Annotated in this window: 16 protein-coding genes; 4 read left to right on the top strand and 12 right to left on the bottom strand. The window is 74.8% G+C overall.

Annotated features, from left to right (window positions below; all coding sequences use genetic code 11):
- Positions 1 to 42: 42 nt before the first annotated feature.
- Both QJS33_RS03540 and QJS33_RS03535 read right to left on the bottom strand, forming a co-directional pair.
- On the bottom strand, positions 43 to 1,149 hold the full coding sequence (locus QJS33_RS03540) for a phosphotransferase (protein ID WP_306366381.1): 1,107 nt from the start codon (positions 1,147 to 1,149) through the stop codon (positions 43 to 45).
- A gap of 231 nt (positions 1,150 to 1,380) precedes the next feature.
- Complete coding sequence (locus tag QJS33_RS03535; protein WP_306366380.1) at positions 1,381 to 2,007, bottom strand: TetR/AcrR family transcriptional regulator; 627 nt, start codon at positions 2,005 to 2,007, stop codon at positions 1,381 to 1,383.
- 141 nt (positions 2,008 to 2,148) lie between these two features.
- On the opposite strand from QJS33_RS03535, the gene QJS33_RS03530 reads away from it, so the two are divergent.
- Together QJS33_RS03530 and QJS33_RS03525 are read left to right on the top strand one after the other, a co-directional pair.
- Complete coding sequence (locus QJS33_RS03530; RefSeq protein WP_306366379.1) at positions 2,149 to 3,378, top strand: DUF418 domain-containing protein; 1,230 nt, start codon at positions 2,149 to 2,151, stop codon at positions 3,376 to 3,378.
- 134 nt (positions 3,379 to 3,512) lie between these two features.
- Positions 3,513 to 4,265, top strand: coding sequence for a nucleotidyltransferase domain-containing protein (locus QJS33_RS03525; protein ID WP_306366378.1), 753 nt, complete (start codon positions 3,513 to 3,515; stop codon positions 4,263 to 4,265).
- 393 nt (positions 4,266 to 4,658) lie between these two features.
- On the opposite strand, the gene QJS33_RS03520 is transcribed toward QJS33_RS03525, so the two are convergent.
- Complete coding sequence (locus QJS33_RS03520) at positions 4,659 to 5,621, bottom strand: GNAT family N-acetyltransferase (protein ID WP_306366377.1); 963 nt, start codon at positions 5,619 to 5,621, stop codon at positions 4,659 to 4,661.
- 196 nt (positions 5,622 to 5,817) lie between these two features.
- Positions 5,818 to 7,026 (bottom strand): benzoate/H(+) symporter BenE family transporter, encoded by a 1,209-nt coding sequence (locus QJS33_RS03515; protein WP_306366376.1) that lies wholly within the window; start codon positions 7,024 to 7,026, stop codon positions 5,818 to 5,820.
- Positions 7,027 to 7,150: 124 nt separating this feature from the next.
- Between QJS33_RS03515 and QJS33_RS03510 the strand changes: the two genes are divergently transcribed.
- Positions 7,151 to 7,915, top strand: a complete 765-nt coding sequence (locus QJS33_RS03510; RefSeq protein ID WP_306366375.1) for a class I SAM-dependent methyltransferase — start codon at positions 7,151 to 7,153, stop codon at positions 7,913 to 7,915.
- 436 nt (positions 7,916 to 8,351) lie between these two features.
- Here QJS33_RS03510 and QJS33_RS03505 read toward each other — a convergent pair whose 3' ends face one another.
- From QJS33_RS03505 to QJS33_RS03475, 7 genes are all read right to left on the bottom strand, one after another.
- Positions 8,352 to 8,717 (bottom strand): antibiotic biosynthesis monooxygenase, encoded by a 366-nt coding sequence (locus tag QJS33_RS03505; RefSeq protein ID WP_306366374.1) that lies wholly within the window; start codon positions 8,715 to 8,717, stop codon positions 8,352 to 8,354.
- A gap of 643 nt (positions 8,718 to 9,360) precedes the next feature.
- Positions 9,361 to 9,714 (bottom strand): hypothetical protein, encoded by a 354-nt coding sequence (locus QJS33_RS03500; RefSeq protein WP_306366373.1) that lies wholly within the window; start codon positions 9,712 to 9,714, stop codon positions 9,361 to 9,363.
- Positions 9,715 to 9,743: 29 nt separating this feature from the next.
- Entirely contained in the window at positions 9,744 to 10,550 is an 807-nt protein-coding gene (locus tag QJS33_RS03495) for an SDR family oxidoreductase (protein ID WP_306366372.1), read from the bottom strand.
- 84 nt (positions 10,551 to 10,634) lie between these two features.
- Positions 10,635 to 11,810, bottom strand: a complete 1,176-nt coding sequence (gene solA / locus QJS33_RS03490; RefSeq protein WP_372339579.1) for an N-methyl-L-tryptophan oxidase — start codon at positions 11,808 to 11,810, stop codon at positions 10,635 to 10,637.
- A 133-nt stretch (positions 11,811 to 11,943) separates the two neighbouring features.
- A complete protein-coding gene (locus tag QJS33_RS03485; RefSeq protein WP_306366370.1) occupies positions 11,944 to 12,156 on the bottom strand; it encodes a hypothetical protein in 213 nt (70 codons plus the stop codon).
- Positions 12,157 to 12,223: 67 nt separating this feature from the next.
- The gene (locus QJS33_RS03480; RefSeq protein WP_306366369.1) at positions 12,224 to 12,565 is read right to left on the bottom strand and encodes a hypothetical protein; all 342 of its coding nucleotides are present in this window, start codon (positions 12,563 to 12,565) and stop codon (positions 12,224 to 12,226) included.
- 327 nt (positions 12,566 to 12,892) lie between these two features.
- A complete protein-coding gene (locus tag QJS33_RS03475; protein ID WP_306366368.1) occupies positions 12,893 to 14,200 on the bottom strand; it encodes an MFS transporter in 1,308 nt (435 codons plus the stop codon).
- Between the two features lie 320 nt (positions 14,201 to 14,520).
- Here QJS33_RS03475 and QJS33_RS03470 point away from each other — a divergent pair, with 320 nt between their 5' ends.
- Positions 14,521 to 16,686, top strand: coding sequence for an NB-ARC domain-containing protein (locus QJS33_RS03470; protein ID WP_306366367.1), 2,166 nt, complete (start codon positions 14,521 to 14,523; stop codon positions 16,684 to 16,686).
- A gap of 144 nt (positions 16,687 to 16,830) precedes the next feature.
- Here QJS33_RS03470 and QJS33_RS03465 read toward each other — a convergent pair whose 3' ends face one another.
- Complete coding sequence (locus tag QJS33_RS03465) at positions 16,831 to 18,507, bottom strand: translation initiation factor IF-2 (RefSeq protein WP_306366366.1); 1,677 nt, start codon at positions 18,505 to 18,507, stop codon at positions 16,831 to 16,833.
- Positions 18,508 to 18,584: the final 77 nt, after the last annotated feature.

The following is an 18,584-nucleotide window of genomic DNA, read 5'->3' as shown; positions in this document are numbered from 1 at the left end:
GCGCCGCCGGGTCCCGTCGGCGCCCCGGGGGTCGGGCGGAACTCACCCCGGCCAGAAGAAGTCGTCCAGGGCCCGGTACAGCTCCAGCAGCTCCGGGTCGACCAGGTCGCGGCCGTAGGCGTCCAGGAACGCCTCGGCGTCGCGCGGCCCGAACGACGGGTTGAGGTCGCTCAGCATGCTGCCCGTCATGTCCGCCAGGTCCAGGTGGCGGTCGCCCACGCCCACCCGGCCCAGATCGATGAGGGACCACCCGCCCTCCCCGTCCAGCAGGACGTTGGGCAGGCAGTAGTCGCCGTGCAGCAGGACCGGCCCGGACACCGGGATCCGCCCCAGCCGCTCTGCCAGCCCGGACAGCACCTCACCCGCTCGCCGCCCCGCGCCGTTCCCGGCGGACACCGCGGTCGTGCCGTCACCCGTCTTTTCGGCGGGCGTCTGTGGTGCGGCGCTTTCCACCTGCCTTCCTGGGTCGCCTTCGGTGGGCGTTCTGGTCGTGCCGCCGCTCGTCCTTTCAACGGACGCCTGCGGTGCGGCGCCCTCGACCTGCCTTCCTGGGTCGCCTCCGGTGGGCGTTCTGGTCGTGCCGCCGCTCGTCCTTTCAACGGACACCTGCGGTGCGGCGCCCTCCACCCATCGCCCGCCGCCGTTCCCCGCGGGCGGCACCGCGGCGCTCTCCCCGGGGAGCTCCGGGGTGTGGCCCTGCGCCCGCCAACCGCGGTCGACCGCGCCCGAGGCCACCCGCTCGCGCGCCTGCTCCAGCAGCACGTCCGGGCCCATCGGGAACGGAAGCCCCGCCACCGGGACGGCGTGCAGCTCACGCAGCGCGCGGGCCAGCAGGGCGATCAGGTCCGTGCGGTCGTGCCCCGGCTCGTGGGCGCCCCGGCCGGGGAGGTGCTCCATGGTCAGCCAGTACGTCCCCCGCCACCGACCGGAGTCCAGCAGCCGGGGGACCGGCAGCGCCGTGTCGGCCAGCAGGCGCAGCCGACGCTCGGTGCCGACCAGTTCGGCCACCTGCTCGCGGCGGCCCGGGTCCGCCGACTTGAACACCGCGGTCGGCCGCCCCGCGACGTACAGGCGGGCGACCCGTGCCCCGGACAGGCCCACGTCGACCTCCTCGACCCGGTCGGCGGTGACACCCGGCGGCAGCGACATGACCGGCAGCGTAACCGGGCTGCGGCTGCCGCTTCCACCGGTTTTCCCCGGTCGCCGGGCCCGTGCCGCGGCGCCTGTCAGCGGTGGCGCCCGCGGGACCCGCCGCGCCGGACAGCCGAGGCGGTGGTGCCCGCGGGGTGTGGCGGCGAGCCGCCGCATGGGCGCCTCGGGGACGACGGCTCCGGCCTCGGGACCGCGCACCCGCGGGGACCCGCTCCGCCCGCGGTGCCGCTATTGCTCACGGCTCGCGCGGGGGTCCATCCCGATGGCGGGCAGGATCACCTCGTCGACGATCCGGGCGAGGCGGTCGCGGTCCGGGGAACGGCCGTGGTCGACCGCGTACTTGAGGACCATCGCCTCGCCGATGTCGACCGTCACGTCGGTGACCCGGGCCGGGTCGATGCGGCCCTGTTCGGCGTAGTGCAACAGGACGGTACGGGTGAAGCGGCCGCCCTTGGGGTCGAACACCTCGCTCTCGAACCGCTCGTGCAGGCCCGGGTCGCGCAGGGACTCGGCGATCACCGCGAACATCGCCCGCCCCAGCGGGTCCTCGCCCAGTTCGGCCAGGATGACCAACGACTCGATGAGGTCGCCGCGCAGGTCGCCCGCGTCCGGGGAGGGGGTCTCCTGCGGGAAGTGGCTGTACATCGCGTCCAGCAGGATGTCGGCGGGCACCGACCAGCGCCGGTACAGCGAGGTCTTGGCGGTGCCCGCGCGGCGGGCGATGCCCTCCATGGACAGTCCCGAGACCCCGTTCTCCGCGGCCTCCAGGATCGCGGCCTGGTGGATGGCGTCGACGAGGTCGCTCCCGCGCCTGCGCGTCCTCCGGCCGACGGTCTCCTCGTTCCGGTCGTCCACAGGGGTTCCCAACTAAGCTACGGTGTCGTATCTTAAAGATGCGGCATTGGATACGGCTTCGTATCTTACCTTGTTCTGTGGGTCCAGCCGTGCCCGTGCCGCCCTCCGACGGAAATCCGATCTCGAATGGAGTCGTTCCGCATGCCCTCCATCCGCCCCTCACCCACCACAGCCGTCCACGGCACCGACCTGTCGGGCCGAGCGATCGCCCCCGACCTCGCCCGCGGCGTGATGCTCCTGATCATCGCCGTGGTGCACGCCCACATCTTCCGGCTCATGACCAACGGCGACCTCGCGGGCGCCCCCGCCGGCGTGCTCGACACGGTGACGACGATGGCGGTGCTGCTGCTCGCCGAGGCGCGCGGCTACCCCATGTTCGCCGCCCTGTTCGGGTACGGCCTGGCCTGGATCCACCTCCGGCGGGTCGGCGAGGGCCGCACCTGGCCCTGGGTCCGCGCCCTGGTGCGCAGACGCGGCCGCTGGATGGTGGCCATCGGGCTGGCGCACGTGGTGCTGCTCTTCTTCGGCGACATCATCTCGGTGTACGGGCTCATCGCCCTGCTGTTCGCCGGGCTGCTGCACGTCAGCGACCGACGGCTGCTCGCCCACGGGTTCACCTGGATGGCGGTCGGCTCCCTGGTCTACGCGCTGGGTACCACCATGCCCGCGGCCACCTCCGCCGAGGGCGGGGGAGCGCTGAGCCCCGACCCGCTGGTCGACCTGGGAATGCGGCTGCTGACGTGGCCGTTCATGACACCGCTGCTGCTGGTCACCTCGGTGTTCCCGTTCGTCGTCGGGGTGTGGGCCGCCCGCCGACGCGTCCTGGAGCGCCCACAGGACCACCTGGCGCTGCTCCGCCGGGTCGCCGGGATCGGCATTCCGCTCGCCGTCATCGGCGGGCTGCCCTGGGCCCTGACGGGTGCCGGGCTGTGGTCGCCGTCTTCGGCCGCCGTCGAGGCCGTCGGAGCCTGGCTGCACGTGCTCACCGGCTACGCGGGCGGGTTCGGCTACGCGGCGCTGATCGCTCTGGTGGCGGTGCGCATCGGCGGGCGGCAAGGGCCGGTGGTGCGGGCCCTGGTCGCCACGGGGCAGCGGTCGATGACCTGCTACCTGTTGCAATCGGTGGCCTGGATGGTGCTGTTCATGCCGTACACGCTGAACCTGGGCGCCGGGATTTCCGACACCGCCTCGGTGCTGGTGGGCGCCGCCGTCTGGGCGGTCACCGTGGTCCTGGCGGATCTGATGCGCCGCTTCGGGGCGCGCGGTCCCGCCGAGCGGTTCCTGCGCTGGTGCACCTACGCGCCGGTCCGCCACGACCGGATGGAGGACGACCACCCACGGAGACCAGCCGCGGAGCGCACGGCCCCCTGAACCGGCACCACTTGAGCCGGCGTCCCTCAACCGGCGCCTCGGGGGCCACGGTGCCTCTCCCGGCCCTCGGACACCACGGGACAACGGGACCACCGGTGGGGGCGGGGGCTCCGGGCGGCTGGGAACATGGCGGAATGGGACTTTCAGACCATGACTTCCTCCAGGACACCGCGGCCCGGCTGAGCGGGCTGACCGGGGTGCGGGCGGTGGCCCTGGGCGGGTCGCGGGCGCAGGGGACGCACCGGGACGACAGTGATTGGGATCTGGCGGTCTACTACCGGGGGAGGTTCGATCCGCAGGAGCTGAGGGACCTCGGCTGGCCCGGCGAGGTGTCGGAGGTCGGTGGCTGGGGCGGGGGTGTGTTCAACGGCGGCGCGTGGCTGCGCATCGACGGCCGCCGGGTGGACGTGCACTACCGGGACCTGGAGGTGGTGGAACGGGAGATCACGCGGGCACGGGCCGGTGACTTCGATGTGGAGCCCCTGCTGTTCCACCTGGTCGGCATCCCCACCTACCTGGTGGTCGCAGAGCTCGCCCTGGGCCGCACCCTCCTCGGGGAACTGCCCCGGCCGGACTACCCACAGGCGCTGCGCCGCAACGCCCCGCCCCGTTGGCGCGAGGTCGCCGCGGCCACGCTCGGATACGCCGAGCACGACCACGCTCCACAAGGGCGGGTGAGCCAGACCGCGGGCCTCATCGCGCAGGCGGCCGCCCAGACGGCGCACGCCGTGCTGGCCGGGCGCGGAGAGTGGACGACCAACGACAAGGACCTGCTGGCCAGAGCCGGATTGGAGGAGATCGACCTGGTCATCGCCGGGATGACCGCCGACCCCCAGGACCTGGTGGCGGCCGTCGCCGAGGCGGGACGGGTCTTCGCCACGGCGTGAGCGAGGGTCACGGTGCGAGCGAGCGGCACCCGGTGAGGCCGCGTCCTGAGTTCATGCCCCATCGGGTGGAGTGAGAACACCGGCTGTTCTAGCAGGGACGGGCCGCCGACCGGTGCGCCGTCCCCTCCGGCCTCCGGGGCCCAGCGGCCGGGGCCGAACGGGGTCCCACCGCTCGGTGGGAGACCATGCGTGCCGGTCGCGGTGCGGCTCCCGGTGGCCTCAGGGCGCGCTCGGCTTTCGGGGCCGTGTCCACGCGCACCCGCCGTGCCGCACCGCCGAGCCTGCGACATGCGGCGCGGCGGGGTGTGCGGCGGCGGGGTGCGACCCGATGGGAGGTGCGGCCGGTCGGTCGGCGCGGACGCCGACCGACCGGAAGGCTTCACCGGCCACGCCCTACAGCGGCGCGTCCCACACCATGTCGACGACCCCACTGATGGTGGCGTACCCCGCCCGGGCGAAGGCCGCGGCCATGGGCGTGTTCCCCAGGTCGGTGGCGGCCCGGACGTACGTCTCGCCGCCCTCCTCGACCAGCACCCGGGTGCCCTCGGCCAGCAGGTCGTCGATGTACCCGTTGCCCCGGTGCTCGGGCAGCACCGCGATGTACCCGATGATCGGGTGCTTGGCGTTGCGGGCGGGAAGGACGAACCCGACCGGCTCCCCGTCGGGTCGGGTGGCGATCCGCCACCAGGACCGCGGCGTGGAGTAGCGCCCGAACTCCTGGGCGAACTCGTCGGCGACGATCTCCTCGGGGGTCTTGGTCCGGAGTTCGTGCCGGTGGTGGGCGTCCAGGCTGCCCCGCACCGCGCGCTCCATCAGGTCCCGCATCTCCTGCTCGTCCCGGATCTCCCGGAAGCGCAGCCGGTCGCCGGGGTTCGGACCGGCTTCCTTCAGGTCCCACTGGAAGCGGAGCCGTTCCACGAGCAGGGAGCCGCCGGTCTTCTCCACGACGGCCATCCGCTCGGTCACGGCCCGGTGCTCGCGCGGGTCGGAACGCCAATCGGCGGACACGAACCGCAGGAACTCGGGCGGCACCGTTCCGGGCGGGAGGGCGGCGGCCAGCGCCGTGCGCAGCAGGTGTTCGAGGACGGCCTCCCGGTCCAGGTCGGCGGCCTCGTCGTCGACGTCGAGGACGTCGATCAGCAGCGGCGCGTCGCCCGGCTTCGCCGCCCAGAAGGACAGCCGGGCCACCGGTCGGTCACCGGCCAGGGCCAGCCACATCCACGCGGAGCGGCGGCGGCCTTCGGCCAGGTCCTCGGCGAATTCGTCGTTCAGCAGGTACGGGAACCGGTTGAACAGGGACAGCTCGTCGGGTCCGGTGATCGGACGGACGGTCAGGTCGGATACTGCAACAGTCAAGGCGACACCTTCATGTGTGCGCCCGACCGCCCGGAGGCGGGCCGCATGAGCCCTATCGGTTCCCCCGGGAGGACACGAGCGCGATGTGCACGGTGGACATGGCCCGGCCTCCTTTCGTTCTGGAACCCCGGTTCACCGTTCGTTCCGGGGCTCGTATTTTCTACCGGCCGGGCGCCGGAGCACGCAACCCCATATCTCACGCGGTTTCCGGTTCCCTGTCGGCCCGCACACCCCTCCGCGCGGTGATGACCCAGGTCAGCGTCCCGGCGACCAGGCCCCAGAACGCCGACCCGATCCCCAGGAACGTGATCCCCGACGCCGTCGCCAGGAACGTCACCAGCGCGGCCTCCCGCGAGCGCTCGTCCGACAGCGCCGACGACAGCGACCCACCGATCGTGCCGAGCAGGCCGAGCCCGGCGATGGCCGCGATCAGCGCCGGGGGCAGCGCCACCAGCAGGGCCGCGACGGTCGCCCCGAACACGCCGACGACCAGGTAGAACACCCCCGCCCACACCCCGGCCAGGAACCGCCGCTCCCGGTCGGGGTGGGCCTGGGGCCCGGTGCAGATCGCGGCGGTGATCGCCGCCAGGTTCATCCCGAAGCAGCCGAACGGCGCCAGCACCAGGTTGGTCGCCCCGGTCCACCCGATCAGCGGGGAGACCGGAACCCGGTAGCCGTCGTTGCGCAGCACCGCCACCCCGGGCAGGTTCTGCGACGCCATCGTCACCACGAACAGCGGCACCCCCACGCTCACCAGCACCTGCCAGGAGAACTCGGGGACGACGAGCACCGGCACCGCCACCCGGGGCGTCACCCCGGACAGGTCCAGCGTTCCGCCCAGCGCCGCCACGGCGCCCCCGGCGACCAGCGCGGCGGGCACCGCGTAACGCGGCGACCAGCGGCGGGCCGCCAGGTACACCGCGAACATGGCGGCCACCACGGCGAGGTCGCCCTGCATGCTCGTGAACAGGCCGATCCCGAACTGCAACAGCACCCCGGCCAGCAGCCCGGCGGCCAGCGGCACGGGGATGCGGTCCATGACCTTCTCGAACCAGCCGGTGACCCCGCTCAGGGTGATCAGCGCGGCCGAGAACACGAACGCCCCGACCGCCTGCGCCAGCGTCACACCGTCCAGGCCCACCGCCAGCAGCGCGGCGCCGGGCGTGGACCAGGCGGTGACCACGGGGGCCCGGTGGCGCAGGGACAGACCGACGCAGGTGACGGCCATGCCCACACCCAGGGCGAGCATCCACGACGCGATCTGCCCGGAGTCGGCCCCGGCCGCCTCGGCGGCGGTGAACACGATGGCCGCGGAACTCGTCACTCCGACCAGCACTGCGACCAGCCCGGCGGTGACGGCGGGCAGGGGGGTGACGGAACCGGCGAACCGGAGCAGGGTCCTCATGGGGGTCCATCCTGGCGAGTCCGATCCGGCACGCTCACGGCGGGGTGGCCCCATGACCGGATGACACACCCGGCCCGCCGAAAACCACCTGCCCCCGGGCGGACCCGGATGTGAACATGACCGCATGAGCATCTTCGACGACCTGGTGGCCGAGGCCGCAGACGCACCCGTGGCGGGATGGGACTTCTCCTGGCTGGACGGCCGCGCCACCGAGCAGCGCCCCTCCTGGGGCTACCACCGGCTGGTGGCCGAACGCATGGCGCGGGCGGGCGCGGCCCTGGACGTGCAGACCGGGGGCGGGGAACTCCTTGCGGGCGTCCCCCGCAGGCCGCCGCTGACGGTGGCCACCGAGGGGTGGCCGCCGAACGTCGCCAAGGCGACCCGGCTGCTGCACCCCTTGGGCACCGCGGTGGTCGCCGCGGCCGACACCGACCCGCTGCCGTTCGGGGACGACGCCTTCGACCTGGTGGTCTCCCGCCATCCGGTGGCCGCGAACTGGCCCGAGATCGCCCGGGTGCTGGCTCCGGGCGGCACCTACCTGTCCCAGGAGGTCGGTCCGGCGAGCGTCTTCGAGGTCGTGGAGTTCTTCCTCGGGCCGCAGCCGGAGGAGACCCGGACGAGCCGCCATCCCGACCACGCCCGGCGCGCCGCCGAAAGGGCAGGGCTGGAGGTGGTGGACCTGCGGTCGGAGGAGCTGCACACCGAGTTCTTCGACGTCGGCGCGGTGGTCTACTTCCTGCGCAAGGTCGTGTGGATGGTCCCGGACTTCACCGTGGAGAAGTACCTCGACCGGCTGCGCGCCATGCACGACCACATCGAACGCGAGGGCTCCTTCACCGCCACCACGACCCGCTTCCTCATCGAGGCCCGCGCTCCCCGGAGGCCCTGACCGCGAGCCGTCTGCGCGGCCCCCGCCGCAACCGTGCGGAGGCCCCGGGTGGGGTTCTGAGTGCTGTGACCCCGTTCGGGTTCGCCCCGGGGCTCCTGGTGGGGGTGAGTGCGGCGGTGCAGGGTCTCGCATCCGCGGTCGGTAGCGTGGCGGCGGCCCGCAGGACGGCCCAAAACACCTCACCACCGGTCCCGGGGCGTTCGGCCGACAGGGGCGGCGGCCGCTGGTCGTTCCGCTCATCCGACCGGGCGCACGCCGACAGCACCAGTGCGTCCGTCGGCGTGTGCGGATTCTCCGCGAGGGCCTGCCACACGAACGGGTACGGTGTGGCGGACGGCCGGCGCAGCCCGTCGGGACCGTGGGAGCCGCGTGCCGCCGCCGGGTGATCGGCGGGGGAGGTGCCCGCGCGGGGCGGGCACCGGGGGGCGGTCACGCCCTATCCCTCGTCCTTCGCCGAGACGCGCTGGATCACCTCGAAACCCCACAGTTCGCTGCCGGTCGCGGCGGGACCGCCGTGCCCGTGGCCGTGGCCGTGTCCGTGCCCGGTGCGGCCCGCGTCGGCGGCCGCCTGGGCGTGCCCCCGCTTGAACTCCTGGCTGTTCAGCCAGTTCTCGAAGTCCTCCTGGGACCGCCACCGGGTGTACACGAGGTACTTGTCGGTGCCCTCCACCGGACGCAGCAGCTGGAACTCCTCGAACCCGGGCTGCCCCTCCACCAGGCCCGCACGGTTGGCGAACCGCTCCTCCAGCGTGGCCCCGGCGCCCTCCGGGACGGTCAGGACGTTGAACTTGACGACGCTCACGCGGCACCTCCACGGTTGTCGGCGATCTGTACCGCCCAACCTAAGGCAACCCTCACCCGGTCCCGCGGCGCCCCCGCCGGTGTGCGTCGGCCGACGCCCCGCCGCCCCGGACCACCGAGGATCTCCGCGGCCTTCCACCGTCCCGGCCGCGCCGAGGCCCTGCCCCCGCTGCCCGACCCGTGGGCACGCGCTGTCCTGTCGGCGGTCCTCTCCCCGCGCCCCCGGCACGCCGTGGACGAGGGCGGCGGCATCCGCTTCGACGACTCCGGCGGCGGCCGGTGGGAGCCGGTCCCGGTGACGGGTGGCCGAGCCGTTCCCGCAGGCACGGAACGCTCCTGCGACGAGCACCTCTATGGGTGTGGACACGCTGGACGGTGCGCACGGCTTCTCCTGCGACCATGCCCCCGGGCCCGACTCCGGGCGCGGGACCCATGACGGGCACCGCGTCCTGGACTTCCGCTGCCTCCCCCACGCCCCGAGCGCATCCCCGGCCGGTGGCGGCGACGGCCCGATCACCGCCGGAGGGTCCGGCCCTCCGGCGGAGCGTACGGGTCGTGGTTCCGTCCTATGGCGTTCTCGTGGTCGCCTGCCGCCTCGCGCCCTGCGTCGGGATCGATTCTGCGACGCCCCGCTTTCAACACGCTTACCGTTCCCCCCGCCCGCGCCACCGCCGGGCGGTCCCCCGGAGGCGTGCACGCCGACGCCTCGGCGCCGGTGGCCGAACAGCCACGGTTCCGGCATGACCCGCCCCACCGGCGCACAGGCGGGCCGTCATCGCGAACAGCCGCGGATCGTCGCCCTCGGCCGACACCACGTCCTCGCGGATCTCGCGGGGTGACAGGCCGGGGCTCCGCGTGATCGGCGCCGCCCCGGCCAGGGAGACCGCGACCGGAACCGGACCCCACCACCAGGCCGCGTCGGCCAGGGCGACGACGGCGCACAGAGCGGCCGCCTCGACCGCGGCCACCGAGGCGAGGAGCAGCCACGCGGTGACCATGTGCCGGGTGTCCGCCCGCTCCGACGGGTTCACCGCAGACCGTGTCTGCGGGCGACCATGTTCAGGACCACCGAACGAGGCATCAGCCGCCGCAGCGCGAACACCAGCGGTGCGTTGCTGCCCACCGCGTACAGCGGCCGCGGTCCGGCGTCCTCGATCGCCCGCAGGACCGTGCGGGACACCGTCGTCGCGGGGACGCCCGCGGCCTCGTTGGCGTTGAGCGCGGCCAGCATGGTGCGGTAGTCGTCGGTGTAGGGGGAACCCTCGCGCAGGTACTGGGTGCGCCGTTCACTGATGCCGGTGTTGATGGAACCGGGCTCCACGGTGGCCACCCCGATCCCGTACGGGGAGACCTCGCGGCGCAGCGCGTTCGCGAACCCCTTGATCGCGGCCTTGGACGCCACGTACGAGGACCGGTGCGCCAGCGGGAAGCTGGCCAGCATCGACCCGACCATGATCACCCGCCCGTACCGGCGGGCGCGCATCCCCGGCAGCAGCAGCTGGGTCAGCCGCACCGCGCCGAACACGTTGAGGCGGAACAACCGCTCCAGGGCGTCCATGGGCAGCTCCTCCAGCGGCCCGCTCTGGCTCTCGCCCGCGTTGTTGACCAGCACGTCCACGTCTCCGGCCGCCTCGGCGCAGGCCGCGATGGAGTCCGCGTCGGTCAGGTCCAGGGCCAGGTACTCCACCCCGGCCACGGGGTCGGCGACGGTCTCGGGCCTGCGGCTCGTCCCGTACACGCGGTACCCGCGCCGGACCAGGTCGGCGGCGACGGCCCGGCCGATGCCGGAGGAGGCTCCGGTGACGAGCGCGGTCCGCCGGGTGGTGTTCTGCATTCGGGGGTCCTTTCGAGGGACGGGGACGGGGAGGGTGCGCTCGCGCCGCGCTGGGGGAGATGATCGCACGCCCCCTCCCGCGGGTCACGGCCGCCCGGTGTCCCAGCGGTGCGGATCGAACATGGAGATCGGCACCGCGGTCTCCCCGTCCCGCGCCAGGTCGGCCAGGGCGACACCCACCGCGGAGGCGAACTTGTACCCGTGTCCGGAGAACCCGCCGGCGACCACCAGGCCGGGCAGGTCCCGGTGGCGGCCGATGACGAAGTGCTCGTCGGAGGTCATCGTGTACATGCACGACGCCATGCGCTCGGGCAGCGGCTCGACGCCGCGCAGCCCGGCGGTGAGTTCGCCGAGGCGGCGGGCGTCGTCCGGGTCGGGTGCGCGCGGGCCCGCGTCGGGGTCGACGGGCTCGCCCCACTGGGAGCCGGGGCGGCGCGGGGCACCGGGGGCCTCGGCGTGCACGCCGATCTTCACGGTGCGCCCGTCCAGGCTGGGGAAGCCGTACCAGAGGGTGCCGTCGGGCTCGTCCCGGGCGAACACCGGGCCCGCGGCGTGCGGTGGGGCGCCCTCCGTGAGCCGGAACCAGCCCAGCACCCGGCGCTCCACCCGGATGCCGCCGCCGAGCCCGGCCAGGGCGGGCAGCAGTGCGGGCAGCCACGCCCCGGCGGTCACCACCACCCGCCGGGCCCGGATCTCGGTGTCCCCGGCGAACACGCGGGGACGGTCGGGGTCGGGCTCGATCCGGGTGACGGCGGCACCGGTGATCACGCGGGCCCCGGCGGCACGGGCCAGCCGTACCGCGGCCAGGATCGCGGCCTCGGGCAGGACGGCGCCGCCCTCCTCCTCGAAGACGCCCTCCTCACCGGGGCGCACCGCGTGCCCGGGGAAGCGCTCGGCCAGGCCGGTGCCGGACAGGTGCTCCACGGCGAGCCCGTGCCGGGCGGCCGCGGCCAGCGACCCGGCCACCGCCGCGCTGTCGGGGGCGCCCAGCATGAGCGCCCCGGTGTGGTGGACGAGCCGCTCCCCGGAGGCCTCCTCCAGTTCGGCCCAGGCCCGCCAGGCGGCCCGCACGAACGGGACGTACTCCTCGCCCTCCAGGTAGGCGGTGCGGATGATGCGGGACTCGCCGTGGCCGGATCCGCGGTCGTGGCCGGGGGTGAACCGTTCGACCCCGATGGCGTCGACCCCCTGCCGGGCCAGCCGCCACAGGGCCTGGGCGCCCATCGTGCCCAGCCCGACGACGACGGTGTCGGTCTCCATCGGATCCGCCACGTCCGCTCCTCCCACCTCGGATCGCACCCATGGTCCCAGCCCCGGACGGCCCGGACGCCCGTCCGCCGGCGGGTCGTCGGCAGACGCCCGGGCGGTGCGGGACCACCGGCACGCGGCGGCCCTACCCCGGGGTCTCGGCCGGCGGCAGCGGGGCGAGCAGCGGAACCGGCACCACGGCCCTCACCACGGCGGACACCGCGCCCGGGGCGGCGCCCGCCCCGGCCCGCGCCCGGACGCGCACGGACCGGTCCCCGCCGCCCCCCGGGTCCCCCTCGTCACGCCTGCGGACGGCGGTCGCCGGGTGCCACCGGTACTGCGGGCCACCGCTTCCCATCGCGGAATCCCGTACGCACCGGGTGTGCGCCATCGGGGCGGCGGCGCCCGCCCCGGGGCATGACGGGTCAGCCGTTCTCGCCGGTGAGGCGGTCGCGGGCGGCGTCGGCGACGGTGCCGCCCGGGTCCTCCACGAACCCGCCGACGGCGTCGGCCTGTTCCTGGAAGCCCTGCACGGCCCCGCCCGCCTCACCGAGGGCGGCCTCGCCGTACCCCTGGGCGGCCTCGGCCGCCCCACCGAGGGCCTCCTCACCGTGGCTCTGCGCGGTCTCACCGAAGCCCTGGGCCGCTTCGCCGTACCCCTGGGCGGTGTCTCCGTACCCCTGGGCGGTCTCCGTGACCCCCTGGACGGACTCCTCGGCCGCCCCGCCGAACATCCCCTTGAACCACTCCACAACGCTGTCGAACATCGACGCACGCTCCTTCTCGGTTTTGCGACCCTTACCCGGGCGCACTACCCCCGGACTGTAAGTCACGGGTAAGGGACCCGAGTGCCGCGTGGTCGAAGCGACGGGCCCTGCGGCCCGAGGAGAGGGTGGGTTCTCGGAGACCGTGTTCCGGGTTCCTCCGGCAGCCCCTGTGGCAGGGGGCCCGCGATCCCCGGGAGGTGCCTCACGAGGTCTCCGTAAGTTGGTGGGTGGCCCGGGAGGGCCGGGTGCGGCCGACGGGGTCTTGCCGTCCATGGCTTCTGAGGAGCGGCCGCGGGCCCCACCGGTCCCGCAGACGGCTTGACGACCTCATCGAGACTCCTCGGGACCGGCCGGCGGCGGCGTGAACGTCATGGCCAGCGCGACGGCCAGCAGGGCGGTCCCGGCGACCACCCCGTACACGGACCCGTACCCGGTCAGGGCGGACGCGGTGAGCACGGCACCGGTCACCGCGATCAGCAGCGAGACGCCCAGCGACTCCGCCACCTGCAACGCCGAACTGTTGCCGCCCTGCTCTCCGACCGGCGACAACGCGAGCACCAGCGAGCTCACCTGCGGATAGGCCAGGCCCATGCCCGTCCCCATCAGTACGCAGCCGAGGACGGTCACCCAGAGCGGCAGCACCCCGGCCACCAGGCCCAGCGCCGCCACCGGTCCGCACAGGGCCAGCAGCGCGGCGGCGCGCAACGAGGCGGGCGAGCCTGCGGGGGCGTCCGAGCGCCCCTGGATCCAGGCGCCCAGGGCCCAGCCGAACGCCCCGATCGCCACCACCGCGCCCGACGCCACGGGGCTGAAGTCCAGCCGGTGCTGGAGGTACAGCGGCAGGTAGATGTCGGTGGCGGCGTTGGCCGCCCCGAGCACGCCCCGGAAGACGACCAGCCGGGGGATGCCCGCGCGTGCCCGCAGCGTCCCGGCGGGCAGCAGCCGCGCGGCGGTGACCGCCGCGGCGGCCGCACCGGCCACCGTTCCCACCGCGAGCCAGGGCATCTGCTGCTGCCCGGCCAGGTGCAGGCCCAGCACCGCGACGGCCGCGGCCACCGCCCACAGACCCCGGCGGCCCACGGGGGACCCCGACGTGTGCAGGCGCGGGGCCGAGCGGGTCGCGTTCAGCAGCACCGCCAGAGAGAGCGCTGAACCGGCCAGCACCAGGGCGAACACCAGCCTCCAGTGCATCAGCTCCACCAGCGCACCGGTGACCAGCGGACCCAGGATCGACGGCAGCAGCCAGGCCGCGGTCAGCAGCCCGAACATGCGCGGACGCAGGTCCTCGGGGATGAACCGGGCGATGATCACGTAGAGCACGACCGAGTCGATGCCGCCGCCCACGCCCTGGAGCAGGCGGCCGAGGACGAAGACCGGCATGCCGGGGGCGACCGCGCACAGCGCGATGCCCACGAGGAACATCGCCGCGCCCGCGACCAGTGGGCGGCGCACCCCGCGCAGGTCGGCCCAGCGTCCGCCGACGGTCATGCCGATGAGCCCGGTGGTGGCGGTCGCGGCGAACGCCAGCGAATACCACTGCTCCGCGTGCAGGCTCCGGGCGACGACCGGCATCGCGGTGGTGATGGCGAAGGCCTCGAACGCGATGAAGGTCATCAGCCCGAACACCCCGGCCACCACGGGACGGTAGGGGGATGCCCACAGCCGCGCCCGCCCGGGCGTCCCGGTCGGCGCCGTCACCACGCACCCCCGCGGCCCGCGGTGCTCGTCGTCTCCATGCTCTCCTCCTCGCCGGGCACGGGTGCGCCCGGGAGAATTCCACAACCTCAACACGGGTCGAGGTCAAGCCGGCCGGAGCGGGCGACCTTCGTGTCCCTTCCCTGACCGGAAGCGGACATCGGGACCTTCGCCGTGTCCTCGGTCACTCCCGGATCCCTAGGATGGGCGGCGCGTGACGTACCGTGCGTCCGCGCACACGTTCCCGAGGGGGCCCACCGGTGCCGGAACCACACCGCAACGAGGCGTCGGACAACACGGGCACCCTCGTCCAGGTGCGCGACGTGCACGGGAATCTGACCATGGGGACGCTCCCTCCCCCGCCGCCGCCCCGGCGCCTGCCGCCCGCCGACATCCGGCACACCGACCGCGAGTCCGAGCTGCAAGCGATCCAGGCCACCGCGGCCGACGTGGTGCGCCGCAGGCGCGGTCGCGTCGTCCTCGTCGGGGGGCGAGCGGGCATCGGCAAGAGCGCCCTGCTCGTCGAGGCGGGCCACCTGGTGGGCGACCGCTTCCCCGACGGGGTGCTCTACTCCGACCTGGCCGCGTGGCGCGACGACAAGGGGGCCGTCGACCTGTCGGCCGCCCTGCGCGCACTGCTGCACGCCTTCCACGTCGCCGACGCCGACGACAAGGCCTCTCTCACGGCCCTGCGCGACCGCCTACGGGAGGTCACCGCCGACCGCGCGGTCCTGTTGCTCATCGACGGCGCCCACGACGCCGGCGAACTCGACCTCTTCACCCCGGGCACCGGCCCCAACCTCCTCGTCGCCGCCTGCGCCCCCGGCTTCCGCGGGACCGCCGAACTGGTCGCACGCAACGCCGAGGTCATCGCCCTGGGCGGTCTCGCCGCCCCCGACGGCCTGCGGCTGCTGGGCGAGTTCCCCTCCGTCGCGTCGCGCATGCGCGAACACGGCGGCGAGGAGGGGGCGCGGCGCCTGGTGGAACTGTGCGGCGGCCTGCCCGCGGCGCTGCGCATGGTCGCGGGCCTGCTGGACACCCAGCGCGATGTCACGATGGGCCAGGTCGTCGCGGCGGTCGAGGAGGTCCGCAGGCGTTCCCCGCGCCTGTCGGGTTTCGACGCCGTCACCGAGATCGTCCTGGACCGGCTGAGCCCGCAGGAGCGCTCACTGCTGGACCTGCTCTCCCTGCACGGCGGCCGGGCCGTTCCTCCCGGACTGGGCGACACCGCCCCGGGCGGCGGGTCCTCGCAGGTCCGGCATGCACTCGTCGCCGCCGGGATCCTCAACCGGGTGGGGGAGTCGGACGTCGGCGTCGTGGAGGCGGTCGGGGCCCGGGTCCGGGCCGGAATCGAACCCCTGAGCGGGCGCTGGCGCGACCTGGTCGACACCATCCTGCGTTTCTCGACGGCGGTGCACCACCGGGCCGACCGCGCGGCGCTGGGGGAGCGGTACCGTCTCGCGGACCGGATCGAGTCCTCCCTGGCGACCCTGCCCCCGGCCTCCTACGTGGCCCCCTTCGGGAACAAGCGCGAGGCCTCGGACTGGCAGGACGCCCATCTGGGCGACATCCCCGTTCTGATGGGGCTCGCGGTGCAGGCGGGGCGCGAGCGGGACGCGCTGCTGCTCGCCGACGCGGTCTGGCCCACCTGCCACGGACGCAGGCGACTGGCCCTGGGCGAGGCCATCTACGCGAGCGCGCTCGATTCGGCCCGGCGGCTGGGCGAGCCCGCCGCCGTGGTGCGCTGCGCCGTGTACCTGGCCCGGATCCGGATCGAGCTCGGTCGGGCGGAGCAGGCCGCGGATCTCATCGGGGAGGCCGGCCGGGCGTCGGCGGACCGGCTGGACGAGGCCGTCGTCCTGGAGGCGCGCGGTGTGCTCAAGAGCCGGTTCCCCGACGCCGAGCCCGAGGACGCGGTGGAACTGCTGACCCGTTCACGGGACATCCACCGCGAGCTGGGCCGCCCGCGCGGTGACGCCCTCCAGACCTATCAGCTGGCCGAGCAGGCCCGCCGCCGCGGCGACCTGGAACGCGCCGAGTCCGAGCTGCGCTCCGCCGACCGGGTCGCCCGCCGACGCCTGGAACAGGTCGAGGCGTCCGCCGGGGACCGGTGGGCGGCGGACGACTGGCTGCTGATCCGGGCCCGCATCGACCTGGCCCTGGCCCGGGTCCTGGCGGAGACCGGCCGGGAGGACGAAGCGCGTGACCGGGCACGGGGGGCGACCCTGGTGTACGGCGAGGCCGCCGAGCCCGTGCGCCTGATCCGGGCCCAGCGCTTCCTCGCCGACCTGGCCCGACGACAGGGCGACATCGAGCGGGCCCGGACGATCACCGGGGAGATCCGTGCTGTGGCCGAGGCCTACCACCTGGAGGAGGAGGCCCACCGGGCCCGCTGGTTCCTGGAGGGCGGCGGGGGCCGGGCCTGATCCGGACCCGGGCCGGGGCCGCTGCGGCCGGTTCCGGGGTGGGGCTCCGCGATGCGGCGGGAGACGCCCCGCCGGGCCGGCCGTTCCGACCGGCGGTGGCCGAACCCGACCACCGGCCCGGCCGTGCGCTCGCCCGGCCGGGGGTCAGCACCGCTCGGAGCCGTCGGCCCCCAGAAAACGAAAATCGCGCGGGGGGGGGGAGCCCCTCAGGCGATGGGTGCGCCCGCCCACCTCGACCTGCACCTCTCCGTGCCACTCCCGCCACGGGCGGCCCTCCCGGGACCACGCGACGGCGGCCGCGGCCAGCACGGCCGCGTCGGGCCCCTCTCCGGCCGCGCGTACCCGCATGGCCGCGCCCGACCGGTGCAGCACCAGCGCGCCGCCGTCCACCGCCGCCACCGCGAGCGCGGCCTTCGGGTACCGCTCCAACCGCCCGTGCGCCCACGCCAGTGCCGGGTCCGGCGCCGTGGACCGCCGCGCGGACCAGGCGTCCGCCGACTCCCACCGGGTCATGACCGCGTCCTCGGCATCCACCACCAGCGCCCGCCCGACGGGCCCGCGCACACCCGCCGGGAACCGCCGCAGCCGCAGCCCCGTGCCGGTGGCCTCGGCCTCCACCCGCCACGCCGTCACGTCCTCGGCGGCCTTCGCCGGGCCCTCCGGGTCCGGCAGCGGCCGGTAGTGCGCCGGTTCGGCGGGCTCGGGCAGCTCCAGCAGCCCGTACACCAGCGACCGCAGCCGCGCCGCCGATCCCCCGGGGTGGGCGATCAGCAGGTCGCCGACCCCGGCCGGGGAGGCCCGCAGCGCCTTGGCCACCTGCTCCTCCGGCGGCGGCGCCCAGGGCCCGGTGTGCAGACGGGGCGTCGCAGCGCCGAACACCGGCAGCGGCGACGCCGGGTCCAGGTCGCCGTCGTCGAACGCCGCCAGCAGCACCGGCCGCCCGATCGCCGCCGCGTAGTAGGTGGTGGACCCGGCGTCCCCGACGACCAGGTCGGCCGCGATCATCGCCGCCCGCCAGCCCTCGAACGGCGGGACCAGGACCAGCCCCGCCTCGATGTCGTCGGCGAACCACTGCTCGATCTCCCCGCGTCTGCGCGAGAACCACACGTTGGGATGGGCCACCAGCGCCACCCGGTACTCGTCGTGGGGCAGCCCCGCCAGCAGCGCCCGCACGGTCTCCCGCTGCGAGCCCAGCAGGGATCCCGGGTTCCACGTGGAGGAGAGCACGACCAGCCGCCGGTCGCCCACCCCCAGCAGCTCCCGGTACCGGTCCCGGCGCCCCAGCGCGGCGAGCATCCGGTCGAACGCGGGATCGCCCACCACCACGCCGCGACCGGCCGCCGGGGGACAGGTGCGCGCCAGCCGCTCGACCTGCTCGGGGTGGGAGAACGCCATCCGGGTCGGGACCACCCGGCCCCCGTGCAGCAGTTCGCGGGGGTCCAGCCCGGAGGCGTGCTCCAACGACCCGGGCAGGTCGCCCACCTGACGGTTGTGCCCCGCGCCGTGCGGCATCGTCAGCAACGGCATCGGCAGCCGGTGCAGCCCGCCCTTGGTGCTGGCGGCCAACGCCAGCCGGTACCGCGTGGGCCGCAGCAGCGCCTGTTCCCACGGCAGCGGCGGGTCGAACCCGGCACGGCGCAGCATCTCCTCCAGCCCGGGCTCCGAGCGCGACCCCGGAGGCACCGTGAAGGTGATGCCCACCCGGTCGTGGAAGAGACCGCAGACGTCGAGCAGGCGCCCGGCCGCGGGGACGCTGCGGGCGACGGCCAGCACCTCGCGGTCGGGGACCAGGGTCTGCCACGCGTTGGTCGGGGGGCTCACGGGCGGTGCGGTTCTCCGGGAAGGTCGGTGCGGGCGGGCGGGGCCCGCCGGGACCGACCCAGCTTAGACCGTGCCCG

The organism is Nocardiopsis sp. CC223A (assembly GCF_030766825.1).
Classification (GTDB): domain Bacteria; phylum Actinomycetota; class Actinomycetes; order Streptosporangiales; family Streptosporangiaceae; genus Nocardiopsis.
This window is presented reverse-complemented; position numbering and strand designations above follow the sequence as displayed.

Excerpts from the sequence above, each read along its gene's own strand:
- QJS33_RS03515 (WP_306366376.1), bottom strand. The coding sequence starts at position 7,026 with ATGAGGACCCTGCTCCGGTTCGCCGGTTCCGTCACCCCCCTGCCCGCC.
- QJS33_RS03480 (WP_306366369.1), bottom strand. The coding sequence starts at position 12,565 with ATGTTCGACAGCGTTGTGGAGTGGTTCAAGGGGATGTTCGGCGGGGCG.
- QJS33_RS03495 (WP_306366372.1), bottom strand. The coding sequence starts at position 10,550 with ATGCAGAACACCACCCGGCGGACCGCGCTCGTCACCGGAGCCTCCTCC.
- QJS33_RS03530 (WP_306366379.1), top strand. The coding sequence starts at position 2,149 with ATGCCCTCCATCCGCCCCTCACCCACCACAGCCGTCCACGGCACCGAC.
- QJS33_RS03500 (WP_306366373.1), bottom strand. The coding sequence starts at position 9,714 with ATGGTCACCGCGTGGCTGCTCCTCGCCTCGGTGGCCGCGGTCGAGGCG.
- QJS33_RS03540 (WP_306366381.1), bottom strand. The coding sequence starts at position 1,149 with ATGTCGCTGCCGCCGGGTGTCACCGCCGACCGGGTCGAGGAGGTCGAC.
- solA (WP_372339579.1), bottom strand. The coding sequence starts at position 11,810 with ATGGAGACCGACACCGTCGTCGTCGGGCTGGGCACGATGGGCGCCCAG.
- QJS33_RS03485 (WP_306366370.1), bottom strand. The coding sequence starts at position 12,156 with ATGGGAAGCGGTGGCCCGCAGTACCGGTGGCACCCGGCGACCGCCGTC.
- QJS33_RS03510 (WP_306366375.1), top strand. The coding sequence starts at position 7,151 with ATGAGCATCTTCGACGACCTGGTGGCCGAGGCCGCAGACGCACCCGTG.
- QJS33_RS03525 (WP_306366378.1), top strand. The coding sequence starts at position 3,513 with ATGGGACTTTCAGACCATGACTTCCTCCAGGACACCGCGGCCCGGCTG.